Annotated in this window: 8 protein-coding genes; 7 read left to right on the top strand and 1 reads right to left on the bottom strand. The window is 64.3% G+C overall.

The window, feature by feature from the left end:
• Positions 1-112 precede the first annotated feature (112 nt).
• The 7 genes from QCL51_RS08305 (at position 113) to QCL51_RS08275 (ending at position 12,779) form a co-directional block, all read left to right on the top strand.
• The gene (locus QCL51_RS08305) at positions 113-1,276 is read left to right on the top strand and encodes an efflux RND transporter periplasmic adaptor subunit (protein ID WP_338444741.1); all 1,164 of its coding nucleotides are present in this window, start codon (positions 113-115) and stop codon (positions 1,274-1,276) included.
• Complete coding sequence (locus QCL51_RS08300) at positions 1,277-3,247, top strand: MacB family efflux pump subunit (RefSeq protein ID WP_021785470.1); 1,971 nt, start codon at positions 1,277-1,279, stop codon at positions 3,245-3,247. It begins immediately after the preceding gene.
• Positions 3,244-4,683: an efflux transporter outer membrane subunit gene (locus tag QCL51_RS08295; RefSeq protein ID WP_338444740.1), complete on the top strand. Its 1,440-nt coding sequence runs from the start codon at positions 3,244-3,246 to the stop codon at positions 4,681-4,683. Before QCL51_RS08300 ends, QCL51_RS08295 begins: the two co-directional genes overlap by 4 nt.
• A gap of 76 nt (positions 4,684-4,759) precedes the next feature.
• A complete protein-coding gene (locus QCL51_RS08290; protein ID WP_021785468.1) occupies positions 4,760-5,779 on the top strand; it encodes a GNAT family N-acetyltransferase in 1,020 nt (339 codons plus the stop codon).
• A 22-nt stretch (positions 5,780-5,801) separates the two neighbouring features.
• Positions 5,802-7,451 (top strand): cyclic peptide export ABC transporter, encoded by a 1,650-nt coding sequence (locus QCL51_RS08285; RefSeq protein WP_028698285.1) that lies wholly within the window; start codon positions 5,802-5,804, stop codon positions 7,449-7,451.
• Between the two features lie 164 nt (positions 7,452-7,615).
• Positions 7,616-11,863, top strand: a complete 4,248-nt coding sequence (locus tag QCL51_RS08280) for an amino acid adenylation domain-containing protein (RefSeq protein WP_338444739.1) — start codon at positions 7,616-7,618, stop codon at positions 11,861-11,863.
• Between the two features lie 85 nt (positions 11,864-11,948).
• Positions 11,949-12,779 (top strand): formylglycine-generating enzyme family protein, encoded by an 831-nt coding sequence (locus tag QCL51_RS08275; RefSeq protein ID WP_050439965.1) that lies wholly within the window; start codon positions 11,949-11,951, stop codon positions 12,777-12,779.
• A 57-nt stretch (positions 12,780-12,836) separates the two neighbouring features.
• Here the strand turns inward: QCL51_RS08275 and QCL51_RS08270 are convergent, their stop codons facing one another.
• Positions 12,837-15,329 (bottom strand): TonB-dependent siderophore receptor, encoded by a 2,493-nt coding sequence (locus tag QCL51_RS08270; RefSeq protein WP_338444738.1) that lies wholly within the window; start codon positions 15,327-15,329, stop codon positions 12,837-12,839.
• Between the last annotated feature and the right edge of the window lie 254 nt (positions 15,330-15,583).

Below are 15,583 nucleotides of genomic sequence, written 5' to 3'. Positions count from 1 at the left end.
GCAACTATCACCCCCCGTCCCGTGCCGCGCAGTAAATTTTGCGGGCTGCTTCTCGTTCAAAGTACAACCCCGCGAAGTGTCTCGGAGGAATTTACTTTGGCCGGAACCCTGCATGAAACGTCCCCTCTTGGCCCGTCGGGCCGTGATCACCTTATTTGGTCTGGCAACACTGCTGGCCGTGAGTGCCTGGCAGATCATGCCGCCCAGCCACAACGGCCTGAATACCGTCACTGTCAGCCGGGGTGATATCGAGAGCAGCGTTACCGCCATCGGCACCTTGCAGCCACGCCGCTATGTAGACGTCGGCGCCCAGGCATCCGGGCAAATCCGTGCCATCAAGGTCGAGGTCGGCGACACGGTGCAAGAAGGCCAGTTGCTGGTCGAGATCGACCCGTCCACGCAACAGGCCAAGCTGGACGCGGGGCGCTACTCGATCGAGAACCTGCAGGCACAGCTGCAAGAGCAACGTGCCCAGCATGAGCTGGCCCGGCAGAAGGCCCGGCGCCAGCAGAGCCTGGCGGCGGGCGGTGCCACGCGCGAAGAGGATGTGCAAACGGCGCGCGCCGAACTCAAGGCCACCAAGGCGCGCATCGACATGATCCAGGCGCAGATTCGCCAGGCCCAGGCCAGCCTGCGCAGCGACCAGGCCGAACTGGGTTACACACGCATCTATGCCCCCATGAGTGGCACCGTGGTCGCACTGGATGCCCGCGAGGGGCAGACGCTAAACGCCCAGCAGCAGACCCCGCTGATCCTGCGCATCGCCAAATTGTCACCGATGACGGTCTGGGCTGAAGTGTCGGAAGCGGACATTGGTCATGTCAAACCCGGCATGCACGCCTATTTCACCACGCTCAGCGGTGGCACCCGGCGCTGGAACAGCACTGTACGGCAGATCCTGCCGGTGCCGCCCAAGCCGCTGGAGCACGCCAACCAGGGCAGCGGCAGCCCGGCCAGCAAAAGCAATGGCCGCGTGGTGTTGTATACGGTCTTGCTGGACGTCGATAACGCCGACGGCGCCCTGATGGCGGAAATGACCACCCAGGTATTCTTCGTCGCTGACCGTGCGCACAATGTGCTGACCGCCCCGATTTCTGCGCTGAACCCAGGCAAGCAACCCGATCGCAGGCTGGCACAGGTACTGACGAAACACGGCGCCATCGAGAATCGCGAAGTACGCACCGGCATCAGTGACCGGCTGCGCGTGCAGATTCTCGAAGGGCTGGAAGAAGGAGACCACCTGCTGATCAGCCCCTTGCTCAGTGCGGGAGGGTAAATGCCAGTCCCACTGATCGAGCTGCGCGATATCCGCAAATGCTATGGCGGCGTCGATACACCGCGAATCGAGGTGTTGCGCGGCATCAACCTGAGCATTCACGCCGGTGAATTCGTCGCCATTGTCGGTACCTCTGGCTCAGGCAAGTCTACGCTGATGAACATCCTCGGCTGCCTGGACCGCCCCTCCAGTGGCGACTACCTGTTCGCGGGTGAACAGGTGGCCAGCCTGGACAGTGACGCACTCGCCTGGCTGCGGCGTGAAGCCTTCGGTTTCGTGTTCCAGGGCTATCACCTGATTGCCTCCGGCACCGCCCAGGAGAATGTCGAAATGCCGGCAATCTATGCCGGTATGCCCGCCGCCGAGCGCCACGCGCGCGCCCATGCCCTGCTCACCCGCCTGGGCCTGGCCGAACGCACCAGTAATCGCCCGCACCAGTTGTCCGGCGGCCAGCAGCAACGCGTATCTATAGCCCGCGCGCTGATGAACGGTGGCCACATCATTCTGGCAGACGAACCCACTGGCGCCCTCGACAGCCGCAGCGGTACCGAAGTCATGGCCCTGCTCGACGAACTGGCCAGCCAGGGCCATGTGGTGATCCTCATCACCCACGACCGGGAAGTCGCCGCACGAGCCAAGCGCATCATCGAAATCCGCGATGGCCAGATCATCAGCGACCAGGCCCAGCCTGAGCCACTGCCCGCTTCGCCGCCCAAGAGCGAGGTGCTGCAGGCCGTCGACCTGCGCCAGCGCCTGAACGACGGCAGCGAGCACAACGGCGCCTGGAAAGGTGAACTGCTGGACGCCGTCAAGGCGGCATGGAGGGTGATGTGGATCAACCGCTTCCGCACCGCACTGACGTTGCTGGGCATCATCATCGGCGTGGCGTCGGTGGTGGTCATGCTGGCCGTGGGTGAAGGCAGCAAGCGCCAGGTCATGGCGCAGATGGGCGCTTTCGGCTCCAACATCATCTACCTCAATGGCAAGCCACCCGCCCCCAGGGCGCCGGAAGGCATCATCACCCTGGACGACACCCGCGCCATCGCCACCCTGCCCCAGGTGCGCATGATCATGCCCGTCAATGGCGGCAAAGCCGGTGTGCGCTATGGCAACCAGGACCTGAAGCTCTATGTCGGAGGCTCCAACACCTACTTCCCGCAGATATTCAACTGGCCAGTGGCCCAGGGCAGTTTCTTCACCGAGGCCGACGAAGCCGCCGGCGCGGCAGTGGCGGTGATTGGCGAAAAGACCCGGGAAAAACTGTTTGCCGACCGCAACCCGGTGGGCCAGTACATACTCATCGAGAACGCACCGTTCCAGGTCATCGGGGTACTGGCCGGCAAGGGCGCCAGTTCTGGCGACCAGGATGCCGACGCCCGAGTGATGGTGCCCTACACCACGGCCAGCGTGCGCCTGTTCGGCAACCAGGCCCCGGAATACGTGGTGATCGCCGCTGCAGATGCGCGCCAGGTGAAGCAGACCGAGCAGGTCATCGACCAGTTGCTGCTGAAACTGCACAACGGCGTACCCGACTTCGAACTGACCAACAATGCGGCCATGATCCAGGCCGAAGCCAGGACGCAGAACGCGCTGTCGCTGATGCTGGGCGCCATTGCCGCCATTTCGCTGCTGGTGGGCGGCATCGGGGTGATGAACATCATGCTGATGACCGTACGCGAGCGCACTCGGGAAATTGGTATCCGCATGGCCACCGGCGCGCGCCAGCGCGACATCTTGCGTCAGTTCCTCACCGAAGCCGTGATGCTGACCATGGTCGGCGGCGTCAGCGGCATCGCCCTGGCATTGCTGATCGGCGGCGCCCTGAGCCTGGCCCAGGTCGCCGTCGCCTTCTCGCTGCCCGCCGCCATCGGTGCCTTCGCCTGCGCCGTGGTCACCGGTATCGCATTCGGCTTCATGCCCGCCCGCAAGGCCGCCCGGCTCGATCCGGTGGCCGCCCTCACCAGCGTATGAGTACCCCAACGTTGATCAAACCCTTGCCCCTGCTCGGCGCCTGCCTGTTGCTGAGCGCCTGCGCCACCCCGGCAACGCCGCCACAACACGGCGTGCATGCCCCGGCCCGCTGGCAGGCGGCCACGCCCGAGGCCCCACCACCCCACTTGACCGGCTGGTGGCAGTCGTTCGGCAGCCCTGCACTGAACCAACTGGTGGAGCAAGCCCGCACCGACAGTTTTGAAGTCGGCGCGGCCATGGCCCGGGTTCGCCAGGCACAGGCCGATGCGGTCATTGCCGGCGCCCCCTTGCTGCCCGAGGTCACCGGGGCCGCCAATGCCAACCGCGAGCGCCTGCAGCACGGCAACGGCTACAGCCAACTGAATTCCAGCCCGACCCAGCGCACCACTCATTACCTGGATGTGGCCCTGAAGGCCAGCTATGAGGTGGACTTCTGGGGCGGCAACGCGGCAGCGCGCGAGAGCGCCCTGCACGGCCTGCAAGCCAGTGAGTTCGAGCGCGCGACTGTTGAACTGACCTTGCTCGGCAAGGTTGCCGACAGTTACATGCAGGCGCTGGCCTTCCAGCAACAAGGACATATCGCTGACCTCAACCTGATCAACGCGGAGCATGTCCTGCAACTGGTACAAACCCGCTTCGATGCAGGCTCGGCGACGGCACTGGAACTGGCCCAGCAACAAAGCCTGGTCGCCACCCAGCAGCGGCAACGTCCTCTCTACCAGCAACAAGCCCGGGAGGCCCTGATTACCCTGGCGACCCTGGTCGGGCAGCCGGTGCAGAACCTGCAACTGGGCAACACGCGCTTTGAACAGCTCAAGTGGCCCTCGATCAATGCGGGCCTGCCCAGCGAACTGATCAGCCGACGGCCGGACATCGCCAATGCCGAGGCCAAGCTGGCGGCGGCTCAGGCCAATGTGCGCGTTGCCCGTGCGGCGATGCTGCCCAAACTCAACCTGACGCTGATCGTCGGCAGCGGCGCCGATCACTTCCCGGACGTCTTGCGCAACCCCTTCACCAGCCTCGCCGCAGGCCTGATCACGCCGGTGTTCGACAACGGCCGCCTGCGCGCTGAGCGCGACAAGGCGGTGGCAACCCAGGACGAACTGCTGCAGAACTACCGCGGCGCCATCCTGGCTGGTTTCAGCGATGTGGAAAAGGCCCTCAATACCCTGGACGGTATCGACCGGCAACTGCATTGGCAGGCCATCGAACTGCAACAGGCGCGCAAAGCCTTCAACATCGCCGAAAGCCGCTACCAGGCAGGTGCCGAGGACCTGCTGACCGTCCTGCAAACACAACGCACCCTGTACCAGGCTCAGGACGAGGATGTGCAACTGCGCCTCAAACGGGTCATGGGCAGCATCGCCCTGTACAAGGCCCTTGGCGGCGGCTGGCAGGTCGATGGCGCTGAAGCAGGTGCCGCACCCGACGCTTAAACATCGGCGGGTGCAGTTCGTCTTTATCCATGGACAGCACCCGACAAGTCGCACTCGCCCCCTCACAGGAAGCCCTATGAACGCACCCTCTTTCAGCCTGATCCTGGCCGATGGCCGCAAAGCCAGTGCCCAGGATGAAACGCCAGAGAGCGGCAGCCTGCGCCTCGACAGCAGCGCCGCCATCCCCTACCGGGAGGTCGACAACCGCATCGTCTTCGAGCAACTTCCGCCAGCATTTCCGGCCAGCGCGATGCTGGCGGTACTGGCGACCCGTTTCTGCCACCGCAAACAATGCGACGAGGTGCATGTGCAGGTCCCTGGCGACCGGGAATTTGCCGTGCGTGCCGTACGTGAAGGCATTTTCGATCATTGGCAGGTCGACGACCAAGGCAGGCTTGCCCTGCGCTGCACCCGCCAGACCTTCTGGCAGCAACCCCTGCCATGGCTGCGTGAGCCGGCCAGCGTGCACACTGCCCCGCGTTATTGCTTCAGCGGCGAGAAACGCCACCCACAACGCCCGCCCAAACCGGCGGGCGAAGTCTATCGACGCCATCTGCCGAAGCTGAACGCCACCTTTTCACTGCGCACCATCGACCCGGTGAAGGACCTTGCAGCCTTCAACCGCTGGATGAACCTGGAGCAAGTCGCGTTCTTCTGGGAGCAGACCGGCACTCCGGAAGAACATGCGCAATACATTCGCGAAATGCTCGACGACCCGCGCGTACACCCGCTGATCGGCTGCTTCGATGACGAACCCTTCGCCTACTTCGAGGTGTACTGGTGCAAGGAAGACCGCATCGCCCCCTACTACGACGTCGCCGATTACGACCGTGGCTGGCATGTGGTGATCGGCGAGCCCAAGCACCAGGGCATCGGCAAACTGCGCGGCTGGTTCCGCTCGCTGATGCATTACATGTTCCTCGATGACCCACGCACCCAGCGGATTCTCGGCGAGCCGCGCATCGACCATACGCGCCAGATCGACTTCCTCAAGTCCCAGGGGTTCGGCCACCTGAAGGACATTCAACTGGCCCACAAGAAAGCCGCTCTGCTGCGTCTGGAGCGTGAAGCCTTCTTTGATGACCACGTCCTTTGATCCGCCTGGAGAAGACTTCCCCATGATTCGCAAACCGCTCAGCGCGCCCCGCGAGCTTGCCCAATTGCTCAAGCCGTTCTGGCCCATCGTGCTGGTGTCCATACTGTTGGGCATCCTCGGCGGCTTCAGCGTCACCACGCTGCTGGCCACCATCAACCGCGCCCTCAACAGCGAAGCAGGGCTGACCCATGCCGTGCTGTGGTTGTTTGCCGGCCTCTGCGTGCTGACCTTGCTCAGCAGCATCTTCTCCGACATGGGCACCAATTTCGTTGGCCAGAAGATCATCGCCAAACTGCGCAAGGAGTTGGGCGAAAAAGTGCTTTCGGCGCCCATCGAGCAGATCGAGCGCTATCGCAGCCACCGCCTGATCCCGGTGCTGACCCACGATATCGATACCATCAGCGATTTCTCGTTCGCCTTCGCCCCCCTGACCATTTCGCTGACGGTGACGCTGGGCTGCATGGGCTACCTGGCAACGTTGTCCGGCCCGCTGTTCCTGCTGATGCTGCTGGCATTGGGCGCCGGCATTACCGCCCAGGTCATCGCCCGCACGCGCGGCATCAAGGGGTTCAACACCGCCCGCGAGGCCGAGGACGATCTGCAGAAGCATTACAACGCAATTGCCCAGGGCGCCAAGGAGCTGCGCATACACCGGCCGCGCCGGTATCGCATGTTCACCCGACACATTCAGGGGATCAGCGAGCGGATCAGCGCCATCCAGATCAAGGCAGTCAACACCTACATCCTGGCCAAGACGTTCGGCTCGACGCTGTTCTTCATCGTCATCGGCCTGGCACTGGCCTTGCAGAGCACCTGGACAAGCGTCGATCAGGCGGCAATGACCGGCTTCGTGCTGGTGCTGCTGTACATGAAAGGCCCACTGGACCATCTGGTCAGCGTACTGCCGCTGGTCAGCAAGGCACAGGTGGCATTCCAGCGCATTGCCGAGCTGTCAGAGCAGTTTTCCTCGCCCGAACCTGACCTGCTGCTCGACGGCAAAGGCGCTCCCCGCCAGGCCATCGACAGCCTGGAGCTGCGCAATGTGCAGTACGCATTTCCGGCAGTCGAGGGCAGCACGCCGTTTCGCCTGGGCCCGGTGAACCTCACGATCAACCAGGGCGACATCGTGTTCATCGTCGGCGAGAACGGTTGTGGCAAGACCACGCTGATCAAGCTGCTGCTTGGCCTGTATGCGCCGCACAGTGGTGACATCCTGCTGGATGGTCAGCCGGTCTCGGTGCTTGACCGGGATGACTACCGACAACTGTTCACCACCATTTTCGCCGACTACTACCTGTTCGACGACGTGGTCCAGGGCGACCAGCAGATTCCCGACGATGCTACCCAATACCTGCAACGCCTGGAGATCGCGCACAAGGTCAGCGTACGCGACGGCGCCTTCACCACCACCGACCTGTCCACCGGGCAACGCAAGCGCCTGGCACTGATCAGCGCCTGGCTGGAGCAGCGCCCGGTGCTGGTGTTCGACGAGTGGGCAGCCGATCAGGACCCAACCTTCCGCCGCATCTTCTACACAGAGCTGCTGCCGGACCTCAAGCGCCTGGGCAAGACCATCATTGTCATCTCCCACGATGACCGCTACTTCGATATTGCCGACCAGCTGGTACACATGGACAGCGGCAAGGTCCGCACCGCAGCCCAGCCGGCCTGACCGGCTGCATCCCTCGCCCCAGCCAGGCCGTCGGCCGCCCTGGCCGGGGCCTGCCCACCCGCCCCGCCCCTGCGCCTGCCGGTAAATTTGCCGTGCGGCGGCTCGTTTACTGGCCATACACCTCTCCAGAGGACAGCGGCCATTCCCCGGCGAGGCCGGCCCCCATGCTGCTGTCCTTCGACTCGACTGCCACAGGGACCGCCATGCACGAATCACTGGATGCCGACTCGCTCGCTGAAGACTTGCTGGACGACGCCTTGCTCGCCCTCCTCCAGGATGAGCCGTCCGAACCCGACCGGATAGCACCACGCGAGCGCGCCGGGCCAGCCCCCCTCTCATTCGCCCAGCAGCGCCTGTGGTACCTGCAGCAGTTCAACCCGCAGAGCGCGGCGTACAACCTGCCACGGGCCCTGTCGCTGAAGGGTGAACTGCATGGCCAGCACTTGGCCATGGCCTTGCAGGCGGTGGTCGACCGCCATGACATCCTGCGCAGCAGGTTCGCCGAGGTCGAGGGCATACCGCAGCAGTTCGTCGAAGCCGACGCACGCCTCGAAATGCCCTGCGACGACCTGACCGCCATGCCCGCCACGCAACGCCCTCATGCATTGCAGCGGCTCATCGAAGCGGATGCGCTGGCACCGTTCGACCTCGGCAAGGCGCCCCTGATCCGGGCCCGACTGGTGAAAGTACAAGGTGACGAGCATGTGTTGCTGCTGAACATGCACCACATCGTTTCAGACGCCTGGTCCAATCCAATCCTGCTGCAGGACCTGCTGGGCGCCTATTCGCAGGCAGCCGCCCAGGGAGCCTGCAAGCTGCAACGGCCCGCCATCCAGTATGCCGATTACGCCATCTGGCAACGCCAGGCTTACCTGCAAAGTGATGCGTGCCAAGCGTCTGCCCGCTACTGGCATACCCGGCTGGGTGACGAACTGCAGCCGTTGATGTTGCCGGGTGACCTCGACCCGCGCTGCGCTGGCGTGCCGCCTGAGGGCACCAGTGCCCGCTACCATGGCCTGCAACTGGACGCCGAGGTGTTCCAGGCCCTGCTGCAGCTCAGCCGGCAGCAGGGCGTGCAACCCTTCGTCATCGCCCTGGCCGCCTGGCAGGTGCTGCTGGGCCGCTACAGCGGCCAGCGGCAATTCACCCTCGGCGTGCCCAGCGCCGGGCGCAACCGCAGCGAAACCCAGCAGCTGGTAGGTTTTTTCGTCAGCACCCAGATCTACCGCGCCGAACTCGACCCGCAGCAATCCGTGCAGACCCTGTTGCAAAACCTGCGCGAGCAGTCTATTGCGGCCCTGAGCCACAGCGACTACCCGATGGAGCTGTACCTGGAGACGCTGCAGCACAACGGGCAGGTGCTACCCACCCAGTTGTTCCAGGCCCTGTTCAACTGGCGCGTGGCCGGGACTGCCAGCGGCCCGATGGCCCTGGGCCCACTGCAGCTGGACTTCCTCGATACCGCCAGCGCCCAGGCCAAATGCCTGGTCGGCATCGACCTTGAATACGCAGCCGATGGCCTTGGCTTCAGCCTGGAATACGACTGCAGCCAGTTCAGCCACGGCACCGTGCAACGCATGGCCCGGCACTGGCAGAACCTGCTGCTGGCCATGGCCCGGGGGCCCGAGCATCGGCTGGGCGAGCTCGACATGCTGGGCGCACAGGAACAGCAGATCACCTTCGCCCAGTGGAACCCGGCCCCCGCCGAGCACCCGGCCGACCAGGCCCTGCACAGCCGGATCGAGGCCCAGGTGCAGCGCACCCCCGATGCCATCGCCGTCACCTGCGAGGGCCAGGCCCTGAGCTATGCCCAGCTCAACCAGCGCGCCAACGCCCTGGCCCGGCGCCTGGTCGACGACGGGGTCGGGCCCGACGTGCTGGTCGGCCTGGCTGCCGAGCGCTCGCTGGACATGGTCGTCGGCATCTTCGCCATCCTCAAGGCTGGCGGTGCCTACGTGCCGCTGGACCCGGCCTACCCGGCCGACCGTTTGGCCTACATGATCGAAGACAGCGGCCTGCAGCGCCTGCTGGCCCAGCCCCAGGTGCTGGCCAGCCTGCCAGTGCCGGCAGGCGTGCGCGTGCTCAGCCTGGAAAGCAACGATGACTGCAGCCAGGCCGACCCGCTGGCCTGCTCACCGGTCACGGTCAGCCCGGACAACCTCGCCTACGTGATCTACACCTCCGGCTCCACCGGCAAGCCCAAGGGCGTGCTGCTGCCGCAGCGCAACGTGCTGCGCCTGTTCACGGCCACCGACGCCGACTTCCGCTTCGGCAGCGACGACGTGTGGAGCCTGTTCCACTCCTATGCCTTCGACTTCTCAGTGTGGGAGATTTTCGGCGCCCTGCTGCATGGCGGGCGCCTGGTGATCGTGCCGCAGCACACCAGCCGCTCGCCCGAGGCCTTCTACCAGTTGCTGGCCGATGAACAGGTCACGGTGCTGAACCAGACCCCGTCGGCGTTCAAGCAACTGATGGCGGTGGCCACCACGGCCGAGCCGCAGCGGCCGCTGGCACTGCGCAGCGTGGTGTTCGGGGGCGAGGCGCTGGACGTCAACAGCCTGGCACCGTGGTTCGAACACTTCGGCGACCGCCAGCCGCAGCTGGTGAACATGTACGGCATCACCGAAACCACCGTGCATGTCAGCTACCGGCCGCTGTCGCTGGCCGACCTGGGCAAGGCGGCCAGCAGCCCGATGGGCGTGCCGATCCCCGACCTGTCCTGGTATGTGCTCGACGGCGACCTGAACCCGGTAGCCAAAGGCTGCATCGGCGAGCTGTACGTGGGCCGCGCCGGCCTGGCACGCGGCTACCTCAAGCGCAGCGATCTGAGCGCCACGCGCTTCGTGCCGGACCCGTTCGGTGCCCCTGGCGGGCGCCTGTACCGCACCGGTGACCTGGCGCGCTACCACGCCGACGGGGTGATCGAATACGCCGGACGCATCGACCACCAGGTGAAGATCCGCGGCTTCCGCATCGAGCTGGGCGAGATCGAAGCCCGTCTGCAGGCGCAGCCGCAGGTGCGCGAGGCCCTGGTGCTGGCCCAGGAAGGCGCGACCGGCCAGCAACTGGTGGCCTACCTGATACCCGCTGCCGAGGTAGCGCTGGAGCAGCAGGCCGGGCTGCGCGCGCAGTTGCGCGAACAGCTGAAGGAGGCGCTGCCGGACTACATGGTCCCGGCGCACCTGTTGCTGCTCGACCGGTGGCCGCTGACAGCCAACGGCAAGCTCGACCGCAAGGCCCTGCCCAAGGCCGATGCCAGCCTGTTGCAGCAAGCCTACAACGCTCCCCAAGGCACGCTTGAACAGGCCTTGGCCACGTTGTGGCAAACCGCGCTCAACGTCGAACGTATCAGCCGCGACGATCACTTCTTCGAACTGGGTGGCCACTCGTTGCTGGCTATCCAGCTTCTGGCCAGCATCAAGCAGGAACTGGGCCTGGCAGTGCGCATTCAGGACCTGCTCGCCTACCCCCGCATCGACCTGCTGGCCGCACATCTGGGCCGTGAGCATGCACGTACGAGCCCGTGCATCGTTCCCCTCAACCGCCAGGCCACACCGCTGCCTGCATTGTTCTGTATCCACCCCAGCGGCGGCATGGTCTTCAGCTATCAGCCGCTGGCCCGCTGCCTGGAGCAGCAGGCCTGCGTCTACGGCGTGCAGCACCGGGGCGGCAGCCCGGCGCCGGCCGAACAGCAGGGCTGGCAAGCAATGATCGCCGACTACACCGCACAGATCCGCCAGGCACAACCGTCCGGGCCGTACCGCCTGATGGGCTGGTCGCTGGGCGGCAGCATTGCCTGGGACATCGCCCGGCAGCTGGAACAGGCCGGCTGCGAGGTCGCATTCCTGGGGCTGGTCGATAGCACCCTGCCCGAGGCGCAGTTGAGCCGCGCCGCGTTCCCCCATCACACCCCTCGCTCAGCCCGCCACAGCGATGCACCGGGCCAGCGCGAACTGCAAGACACCGTCGAGCTGTTCGGGCTGTTGTTCCCGCAGGCCAGGCTGGCCGCCACCGAGCAGCTGCACGCCAACCCTACTCAGGACATCAAGGCGTTCTACCAGTGGGCCACGGCGCACCTGGCTGACGCTGGCACCGATGTCCAGGGCGTGCTGGCCAGTGCCAAGGCCCAGATCATTAATGCCCAGGCGTTCGACATCCACGACCAGCTGGAAGCGAGTTTCGCCGATTTCACCCTCACTCCGCTCAGGGTCAAGCCCAGCTGCTGGTGGTCGCAGGTGCATAAGAGCGCAGCACACATTCACGCCGCCGAGCAGGTCATCCGCCAGTTCTGCGCAGGGGGTGAGCTGGACGTTTCGCTGCACTCACCCTACCCACACGAAACCATGATGCTGGAGCAGCCCCTGATCGACTCGTTCATCGAGGCGTTTGGCCGTAGCTGCCCGGCACCCTGAATACCCCGTCACACCTGCCAAAAAGGAAACGTTCGCCATGAAGTGCGCCCCCTACACCGTCACCGGCCTGGCCCTTGCCCTGGCCATGGCGGCCTGCCCGCTACTCGCCCAGGCTGCCGGCAAGACCCCGGGCGAGGTCTTCCAGGATTGCAAGGCCGGCTGCCCGGAAATGGTCGTGCTGCCTGCGGGCAGTTTCGTCATGGGCACGCCGGATGACGAGCCGGGCAAGCAGCCCGACGAAGGCCCGCAACATACCGTGACCTTCGCCAAACCCTTCGCCATCAGCCGCTTCCAGGTCACCGCCGGCGAGCTGGATGCCTATATCAAGGAAACCGGCGTGGTCATCAAGGACGGTGATAAACGCCCAGGGCGCCTGTGCCAGGCCAGCAAGCCTCGCTACCCGCAAGGGCCGCGCCAGCCGGCAGTGTGCGTCGATTACTACGAAGTGCAGGCCTATGCGCAGTGGCTAAGCAAAAAGACCGGCCACACTTACCGCATGCTCAGCGAGGCCGAACGCGAGTACGCGGCACGGGCCGGCTCCACCGGGCCGTTTCCGTTCCCGTTCGACGAAGAAGGCGATTACCAGATCAGCAAGCATGCCAATACCTACGGCCCCAAGGACGGCTACAGCTATACCTCACCGGTTGGCAGCTACCCGCCCAATGCCTTTGGCGTCTATGACATGCACGGTAACGTGTATGAATGGGTCGCCGACTGCTACCACAAGGACTACGTCGGCGCGCCCAGCGATGGCAGTGCCTGGATGGAGGCCGACGGCGGGCTTTGCCAGGCGGCGCACATGCGCGGTAATGACTGGGGTGAAGCGCCGATCTTCTCGCGTTCGGGCAATCGCAATGATCGCGAACGCACGGTACGTGGCGACTTCCTGGGCTTTCGTGTAGCGCGGGAGCTGTGACCTGGCGCAGGCCATCTGGGCGGGGTACCCGCCAAGATGGCCTGCGTGGCCCCAGGTTCAGAACTGCGGGGTGTATTTGACCGAGAACATGAAGTTGCGAGGGTCGCCGTAATAGTTGTTGGCAGTGACGGCCGCATACGACGGAATGTAGTAGACCTTGTCGAAGATGTTGTTGAAGTTGATCGCCAGGCTGACTTCGTCGCTGACCTTGTAACCAAGGCGCGCATTCCAGATGGTGAAGCCGGGCGAATCGAACTTGCGATCAAAGGCAACGGTACTGCTCTGGCTGTTGAAACCGCCGCCGACACTGAAGCGGCTGAAGTCACCAGGCAGGGTGTAGTCCGTCCACACCTTCACCGAGTGTTTCGGCGTCCAGGTGGAGAAGATCTTGCCCTCGTTCGTGTTGTCCTTGAGGTACTTGGTGGTGTTGTAGACGTAACTGGCCGACGCTTGCAGGCCTGGCAGCACCTCACCGTTGATCTCGGCCTCAAGGCCCTGGCTACGCACTTTGCCGGACGCTGCCGCGCAGTTGGAGCCGCCACACAACGATTCGGTGTTCAGAATCGGCACCGCGCGGTTTTCATGGTCATAGCGGAACAGCGCGACGCTGGTATTGACCTGGCCGTCGTTGAGCTCGCCCTTCAAGCCCAGCTCGTAGTTGCTACCTGTGATCGGCTCGATCGTGGAACCACCCACGCCAATGGCACTCTGCGGGATGAAGACGTCGGCATAGCTGGCGTAGGCCGACCATTGCGGCGTCAATTCGTAAACCAGGCCCGCGTAGGGGGTGACAACACCGTTGTTGGCCTTGGAGGCCGGACTGTCGTATTGATGGACGCCGGCCTGATAGACCTGGGAATCGTAATCATAGGAGTACCAGCTGGTACGCCCGCCCAGGATCAAGGTCAGCGGGTCGGTCAGCTTGACGCGCCAGGTACCGTAGATACCTTTCTGCACGATCTTGTACTGGCTGTCGGTACGCGTGCCACGGGCCGCCAGGCTGTCGTAGTTCTCGAAGGGCAAGTGGTTGTCGAGATCGAAAATGTTCGCCCCGGCGCTGCGCACCACCGCCATGGTGTTGTCGCTGGTAAAGCGAGAATAGTTACCGCCGAAGACCACTTCCTGGTCGAAGCCAAAACCATTGAAGTCGCCATCGACGAACATGTCCAGGCCGCGGCTGTGGGAGTTGAAATCGGTGGCGTAGCGCCAGTCGAACAAACCGGACCCATCGTTGGCCAGGCCGGTCGGCGCTACCACGTAGGCGTAGGTCATTTCGTTGCGCTCGTTGATCGCCACCGCCGCGGTCTTGAACTTCCAGTGGTCGTTGAAGCGGTGCTCGAGGTCGACATACAACGCCAACTGCTCGGTCATGCCGCGGTTCCAGTCGGAGCCGGTAAAGGTCGAGCGCGACAAGCCTACGTCCCGGCCATCACTGAAGCGCGGCAAACCGGCGACCATGGGCGTGAAACGCGTCTTGCGATCGCTGATGCCGACACCGAGGGTGGTGTCTTCAGACAGGTCGAAGTCCAGCGCACCGTAGACCTTCTGTTCCCAGCCGCCCACATAGTCGATGAAAGAGTTGCGCGTATCGTAGTCGACCACGGCACGCCCACGGATGTTACCCGCCTCGTTCAGCGGGCCGCCAACGTCAACCTGAGTGGCATAGTGGTCCCAGGAACCGGCCTGGGCGGTCAGGGTGACCGTCGGCTTGGCCTGGCCGCGCTTGCGCACGAAGTTGATCGCGCCACCGGGGCTGTTGGCCCCCTGCAGCAGCGCAGCGCCGCCACGCAGCAGTTCGACACGGTCATAGAATGCCGTCGGTTCGGTCAGGTAGCTGCCCAGCGCATAGATGCCACGGGTCATGGGCACGCCATCGTACTGCAGCGAATCGATTTCAAAACCGCGGGAGGTGATAAAGCCGCCGGTGCCCGGGCTTTTGGCGAAGGTCATGCCCGGCGCGTTGGCCAACAGCGTCGGCAAGTCGGTGATGTTCTGGTCATCCATGCGCTTGCGGGTCATCACAGACACGCTCTGCGGAATATCCTTGAGCTTGTGTTCGCTCTTGCCGATGGTGACGCCACCGGTGGTATACGAGTTGCTGCCTTCGGTGGTCACGCCCAACGTGTTGCCCGTGATGTTGGTGGCGCCCAGTTCCAGCGCCGAGGACGCAGCGCGCTCACGCCGCACCAGGGTCAGGGTATCGCCCTCCAGGCTGTAGCTGACCGGCAAGCCGCGCAACAGCTTGGCCACTGCCGCGTCGACGGTGTAGCTGCCACGCACTTCGTTGCCACGCAGGTCGGCCATTTCCGAGGCGTTGTAGATGAACTGCACATCGGCCTGCTCACCAAGCGCACGCAAGGCGTTGGGCAGCGACTGGGCAGCGATGTCGAAGTTGACCCCCTGAGCCCAGACCTGGGCGGCCATGGGCAGCATCAATGCAGCGCCCAGCACCCCTTTACCGAGCAACGCCCGGGATGAGCGGGCGCTGATCGAGCGGGACATGCAAAGCGCCTTGGCCAATGGTTTGAACTCGAAAAATCCTGCTGGCATGGTATTTCTCTATTTATATCGGGTAATGAAATCGTCCCGCGCCCGCCAACGGCCTCCAAACGGCCGAGCTGCCCATCCTCCCCCGGGCAGATCCCGCGACAGACGCCTGACACGCAAGTCAAAACGGCTTGCCACGTGTGGCTTTCAGCGCGCTCCTACATAAGACGCATCACCCTGGAAAATCCAGAATGAGAATTTTTTGCATTAGTATCTCGCCGGCATCCTTCCACGCAATCGGCACGGCAGTACGGGGA

This window comes from Pseudomonas sp. LTR0, assembly GCF_036630035.1.
Classification (GTDB): Bacteria; Pseudomonadota; Gammaproteobacteria; order Pseudomonadales; family Pseudomonadaceae; genus Aquipseudomonas; species Aquipseudomonas putida_Y.
This window is presented reverse-complemented; position numbering and strand designations above follow the sequence as displayed.

What these genes read in the sequence shown, in the direction of transcription:
- QCL51_RS08280 (WP_338444739.1), top strand. Translation starts at nt 7,616, where the DNA reads ATGCTGCTGTCCTTCGACTCGACTGCCACAGGGACCGCCATGCACGAA.
- QCL51_RS08300 (WP_021785470.1), top strand. Translation starts at nt 1,277, where the DNA reads ATGCCAGTCCCACTGATCGAGCTGCGCGATATCCGCAAATGCTATGGC.
- QCL51_RS08275 (WP_050439965.1), top strand. Translation starts at nt 11,949, where the DNA reads ATGGCGGCCTGCCCGCTACTCGCCCAGGCTGCCGGCAAGACCCCGGGC.
- QCL51_RS08285 (WP_028698285.1), top strand. Translation starts at nt 5,802, where the DNA reads ATGATTCGCAAACCGCTCAGCGCGCCCCGCGAGCTTGCCCAATTGCTC.
- QCL51_RS08305 (WP_338444741.1), top strand. Translation starts at nt 113, where the DNA reads ATGAAACGTCCCCTCTTGGCCCGTCGGGCCGTGATCACCTTATTTGGT.
- QCL51_RS08270 (WP_338444738.1), bottom strand. Translation starts at nt 15,329, where the DNA reads ATGCCAGCAGGATTTTTCGAGTTCAAACCATTGGCCAAGGCGCTTTGC.
- QCL51_RS08290 (WP_021785468.1), top strand. Translation starts at nt 4,760, where the DNA reads ATGAACGCACCCTCTTTCAGCCTGATCCTGGCCGATGGCCGCAAAGCC.
- QCL51_RS08295 (WP_338444740.1), top strand. Translation starts at nt 3,244, where the DNA reads ATGAGTACCCCAACGTTGATCAAACCCTTGCCCCTGCTCGGCGCCTGC.